The organism is Shewanella sp. Isolate7, from assembly GCF_022398425.1.
Taxonomy (GTDB): Bacteria; Pseudomonadota; Gammaproteobacteria; order Enterobacterales; family Shewanellaceae; genus Shewanella.
This window is the reverse complement of the sequence record NZ_JAKEVJ010000132.1, coordinates 1-4691: the sequence shown is the minus strand read 5'-3', so window position 1 is coordinate 4691 and position 4691 is coordinate 1. Positions and strand designations below refer to the sequence as shown.

Here is a 4691-nt window from a genome sequence, read left to right as displayed (position 1 = left end):
AAAGAATACAAAAGTACTTGATTGAAGTGAGGTCATAAATTGCTCCTGCATTTATGACATAGAGTACATCCGTGTACTAAAACTCAGATTGACTCTTAGATAGAGTACAGCTTTTCAAATTTACAATTTTGTCTGGAAACCATAGCATTGTGGTCCCACCTGATCCCATCCCGAACTCAGAAGTGAAACGCAATCGCGCCGATGGTAGTGTGGGGTCTCCCCATGTGAGAGTAGGTCATTTCCAGACGCCTAATTAAGTGAAGAAGCCACCTGAATAAGGTGGCTTTTTTGCGTTTAGGGTTTATGAAATTATCGACGCTTTCTCTCAAAACCGCCTTCATTAAAGTCGGGTGGTTTATTCACTTATGTAGGCATGAATACCTACCCTCGACGTCAGCCGAAAAATGCTTTTCGATAATCCTTCCAGCTTTGCACTATCTCATATCTTCTATAGTGCCTTATAGTTCACAAGCACAGTTCAAGGTGAGAGTTTGCACTCTGTGAACTCCCCTGGTCGCAAGCTGTAACTATCCATATAAGAATCTTGCGATCCCGTGAGATTAATCTTTGTTGGGATTTAGGCCGGAGGAGTCAGATACGTTACAATGGCTTTTTTGACTGATTGGCAAACACACGCTTCCTCTATGGACTCTAAGATCACAGATTCTTTAACGCAATTTAATACCCTTGGCCTCGAGGCTGATTGCTTTCGTTTGGTAAGAGCAAGGCAGGAGGCCGAGCTTATTGCTATTTGCTTGCAGACATTCAAAGCGCAGGAGCCCCTTTTACTCATTGGCGGTGGTAGCAACATTGTCTTGACCGAAACCTTCCAGGGCACTGCGGTTTTAGTAGAGACCAAAGGGATAGAGGTGAGTCAGGATGACAAACATTATTACCTCAAGGTTGAAGCTGGCGAGGTGTGGCATGAACTCATCCAGTTCTGTCTCGAACAGAATATGCCTGGTCTCGAGAATCTCGCGCTTATTCCTGGTTCTGTAGGCGCTGCGCCCATTCAAAATATAGGTGCCTATGGTGCGGAGCTGGCGCAATTTTGTGATTGGGTCGAATACTTAGATTTGCCCAGCGGTGAGATAAAGCGGCTTAAGGGCAGCGATTGCGAATTTGCTTACCGAGAATCTATCTTCAAAAATACCCTGAAGCGTCGTGCCGTGATTCTGAGGGTGGGCTTCATGTTGCCCAAGGTGTGGCAGCCCAACCTGAGTTACGGGCCACTGCAAGAATTGAGTGAACGCAAGCAAGGGGTGACACCGAAAGAGGTGTTCGACTGTATCTGTGACACACGTATGGCGAAACTGCCCGATCCTACCGTATTAGGTAACGTGGGTAGCTTCTTCAAAAATCCTGTGGTTAGTCAGCAAACATTTGAGCGGCTTCAGCAGCAATATGCCGACATAGTGGGCTATCCCCTGGAGGATTCACAGGTTAAGTTGGCGGCTGGCTGGTTGATTGACAGAGCAGGGCTGAAGGGAGAGTCTGTCGGCAATGCCTCGATTCACCTTAAACAGGCGTTGGTTATCGTCAACAAGGGGGGCTGCAGTGGCCAGGAGGTGTGTGGCTTGGCTAGGCTCGTGATAGATAGGATATTCGATGATTTTGGCGTAAGGTTAGAGGTCGAACCTAGGATCATAGGTGCAACCGGACAGAAGGAATTAGCAGATGCATGATCAGTGGGCCCGTCGCCGGGAGATTATTCGCTTGTTGAGCCAGGGGCAGTTCGTGTCGGGCGAGGCGTTGGCCAGTGAACTCGGTATATCTCGGGCGGCGGTGAGCAAACAGGTGGGCAACTTAGAGGAGTTTGGTGTCGATATCTATAGTGTCAAAGGCAAGGGCTATAAGTTAGCCACGCCAATCTCGCTTATCGATGAGACGGCCCTTAAGGCCTCGATAAAGAACCGTTGTTTCTACTTCAATGAGATAAACAGCACCAACGGATTTCTGCTTGAGCATGTGAAGGATCTCAGCAGCGGCGATATCTGCGTGGCCGAGTACCAGTCTGCCGGGCGAGGACGCCGCGGACGTCATTGGGTATCTCCCTATGGCTGTCATCTCTATACCTCCTTCTATTGGCAGTTTTCTCAGGGCATGGCTCAAGCGATGGGCCTAAGCCTGGTGGTTGGCTGCTCATTAGTGACAGTGCTTCGCTCCCTGGGCGTAGAGGGTATTGGCGTTAAGTGGCCCAACGACATCTACCTCAATCATAAGAAGCTCGCGGGCATACTGATCGAGATGAGTGGTCAGGCCGACAGCGTATGTGACCTAGTCATTGGCATTGGTATTAACCTTTCTATGTCGCCGGCGCAGGCGGATAAGATAGATCAGCCTTGGAGCGATCTGTCCGAGCTGGCGCAGCTGCCGGATAAGACGGAGTTGATGATCGCCCTGCAACGCCAGTTGGTTACCGATCTCGAACTGTTTCAACGAGAGGGACTTAAGGCGTTCCAAGCAAGGTGGCGTGAGGCCGATTTGTTCGACGGTGAGCTTATCAAGTTGCTGATGGGCGAAAATAGCGTCGAGGGGATCTGCTGCGGTATCGACGAGCAAGGGGCGATATTGCTCAAGACGGAGGAGGGGACCAAAGCCTTCGTCGGTGGCGAGATATCCATGCGTCCAGCATAACAAAACGGCCATCTCTAGATGGCCATTTGTCTATTAGTAAGTGCTTGGCTATCTACCGTGTCTATTTACGCATCAGCACCTGGTGCATCATATGATCTGTCCCCTTACGCAAGATGAGGTGCGCCCTGTCCCGGGTGGGCAGAATATTCAGGTTCAGGTTAGGGCCGTTGATGCTGTCCCAGATATTCGCGGCTATCTTAGTGGCCTCATCATCGCTCAACTCCGAGTAGTGATGGAAATAGGAGTTAGGGTCGCTAAAGGCGCCGGTGCGGAACTTGAGGAAGCGGGAGATATACCACTCTTTTAACAGCGGCTCTTCGGCATCGACATAGATGGAGAAGTCGACAAAGTCGGACACGAAGGGTTGCTGTATGGCGACATGGGTATCTTGCCCCGTCTGCAGCACATTGAGCCCCTCGATGATCAAAATGTCGGGCTGTTCTATCGCCTGTTGGGTATCGGCCACCCTGTCGTAACTGATATGGGAATAGATAGGCGCATGCACCAGGCTCTCACCGGCCTTTATCTTAGAGATAAACTCGACCAGCAATTTCATATCATAGCTTTCTGGAAAGCCTTTACGTTGTAGCAGTCCACGGCGCTTCAGCTCTGATAGGGGATAGAGAAAACCGTCTGTGGTGACCAGGTCGACCTTGGGGTGTTCGGGCCACTGACGTAACAAGGCCTGCAGGATACGCGCCGTCGTGCTCTTACCCACGGCAACACTGCCGGCAATGCTAATAATGTAGGGGCGCTTGGGCGGTACGCGACCGAGAAACTGATTCAATACCAGTCCTCTCTGCTGCTTGGCGCCGACGATCAGATTAAGCAGGCGGCTCAGGGGCAGATAGATGTCGGTCACTTCATCGAGAGAGATAGATTCGTTGATGCCGCGTAGATCATCGAGATCGGATTCGCTGAGTGTTAAAGGCACAGATTTTCGCAGCTCGGCCCATTGTTGGCGGGCAAATGCGAGATAGAGTGCATTATGAATTTGGTTGTCGGCGTGCATGAATGAAATCTCCCCTTAGGCAAGGCACAGTACACCATAGACTCAAGCGGAACAACATCAAAAACACGATTACATAATGGCTGATTAAGCGGTTCGAGATTTATGGGTAAATAGTGCACTTTCTGAGGCTTGCGTGGCGGAAAAAACGTCGTTTAGGCGATTTTTTTGCAGATTTTTAAAAATAGGTATTGCACTTGTGCTCACGATTACCTAATATCCGCTACCGAAATGACACGCCGGCATAGCTCAGTTGGTAGAGCAACTGACTTGTAATCAGTAGGTCCCGAGTTCGACTCTTGGTGCCGGCACCATTTCTCTGGAGGGGTTCCCGAGTGGCCAAAGGGATCAGACTGTAAATCTGACGGCTCAGCCTTCGAAGGTTCGAATCCTTCTCCCTCCACCATTTTTCTAGGTAGTTAGGTAACCTTAGTTAGGTTGCGCGGATGTCGTATAATGGTATTACTCCAGCCTTCCAAGCTGATAACGCGGGTTCGATTCCCGCCATCCGCTCCAATTTTCGCTGATTGTGCCCGTATCTATGAGCCAGCCCAACAGGGTCCCGTTCACGATAAACTGCCTTCAGCCTTCCCAACTAAGCTTCCGTAATTATCTTAATTAAATCGATTCGATGACATTATAGGCATCGGATTTTTTGTTGTATGTAGATTTCATCACCAAGTATCTCTTAATTGGGGCAATACCATGGCTAAAGAAAAATTTGAACGTAGCAAACCTCACGTAAACGTGGGCACCATCGGTCACGTTGACCATGGTAAAACAACTCTTACAGCTGCTATCTCTCACGTACTGACTAAGACGTACGGTGGTGAAGCTAAAGATTTCGCACAGATCGATAACGCTCCAGAAGAGCGTGAGCGCGGTATTACCATCAATACCTCTCACATCGAGTACGATACTCCAACTCGTCACTACGCACACGTAGACTGCCCAGGCCACGCTGACTATGTTAAAAACATGATCACTGGTGCTGCACAGATGGACGGCGCTATCCTAGTAGTAGCTTCTACTGACGGTCCATCCA

Annotated in this window: 4 protein-coding genes, 3 tRNA genes and 1 rRNA gene; 7 read left to right on the top strand and 1 reads right to left on the bottom strand. The window is 49.6% G+C overall.

All coding sequences use genetic code 11. The features are described 5' to 3' along the window. Window positions 1-131 precede the first annotated feature (131 nt). From rrf to birA, 3 genes are all read left to right on the top strand, one after another. Window positions 132-247 (top strand): 5S ribosomal RNA (rrf, locus tag L1D47_RS20135). Window positions 248-644: 397 nt separating this feature from the next. Further along, complete coding sequence (murB, locus tag L1D47_RS20130; protein WP_239886559.1) at window positions 645-1685, top strand: UDP-N-acetylmuramate dehydrogenase; 1041 nt, start codon at window positions 645-647, stop codon at window positions 1683-1685. Next, window positions 1678-2637 carry a bifunctional biotin--[acetyl-CoA-carboxylase] ligase/biotin operon repressor BirA gene (gene birA / locus L1D47_RS20125; protein WP_239886558.1) on the top strand — a complete coding sequence of 320 codons (960 nt, stop codon included), beginning with the start codon at window positions 1678-1680 and terminating at the stop codon, window positions 2635-2637. Before murB ends, birA begins: the two co-directional genes overlap by 8 nt. 61 nt (window positions 2638-2698) lie before the next feature. Here birA and coaA read toward each other — a convergent pair whose 3' ends face one another. Next, on the bottom strand, window positions 2699-3649 hold the full coding sequence (gene coaA / locus L1D47_RS20120) for a type I pantothenate kinase (protein ID WP_041510717.1): 951 nt from the start codon (window positions 3647-3649) through the stop codon (window positions 2699-2701). A 235-nt stretch (window positions 3650-3884) separates the two neighbouring features. On the opposite strand from coaA, the gene L1D47_RS20115 reads away from it, so the two are divergent. From L1D47_RS20115 to L1D47_RS20100, 4 genes are all read left to right on the top strand, one after another. After that, a tRNA-Thr gene (locus L1D47_RS20115) sits at window positions 3885-3960 on the top strand. A 7-nt stretch (window positions 3961-3967) separates the two neighbouring features. Beyond that, window positions 3968-4052 (top strand) — tRNA-Tyr (locus tag L1D47_RS20110). A gap of 36 nt (window positions 4053-4088) precedes the next feature. Then, window positions 4089-4162, top strand: a tRNA-Gly gene (locus tag L1D47_RS20105). A 189-nt stretch (window positions 4163-4351) separates the two neighbouring features. Further along, window positions 4352-4691, top strand: a 340-nt coding sequence (locus L1D47_RS20100; protein WP_239886557.1) for a GTP-binding protein, incomplete at its 3' end; no start/stop codon positions are given.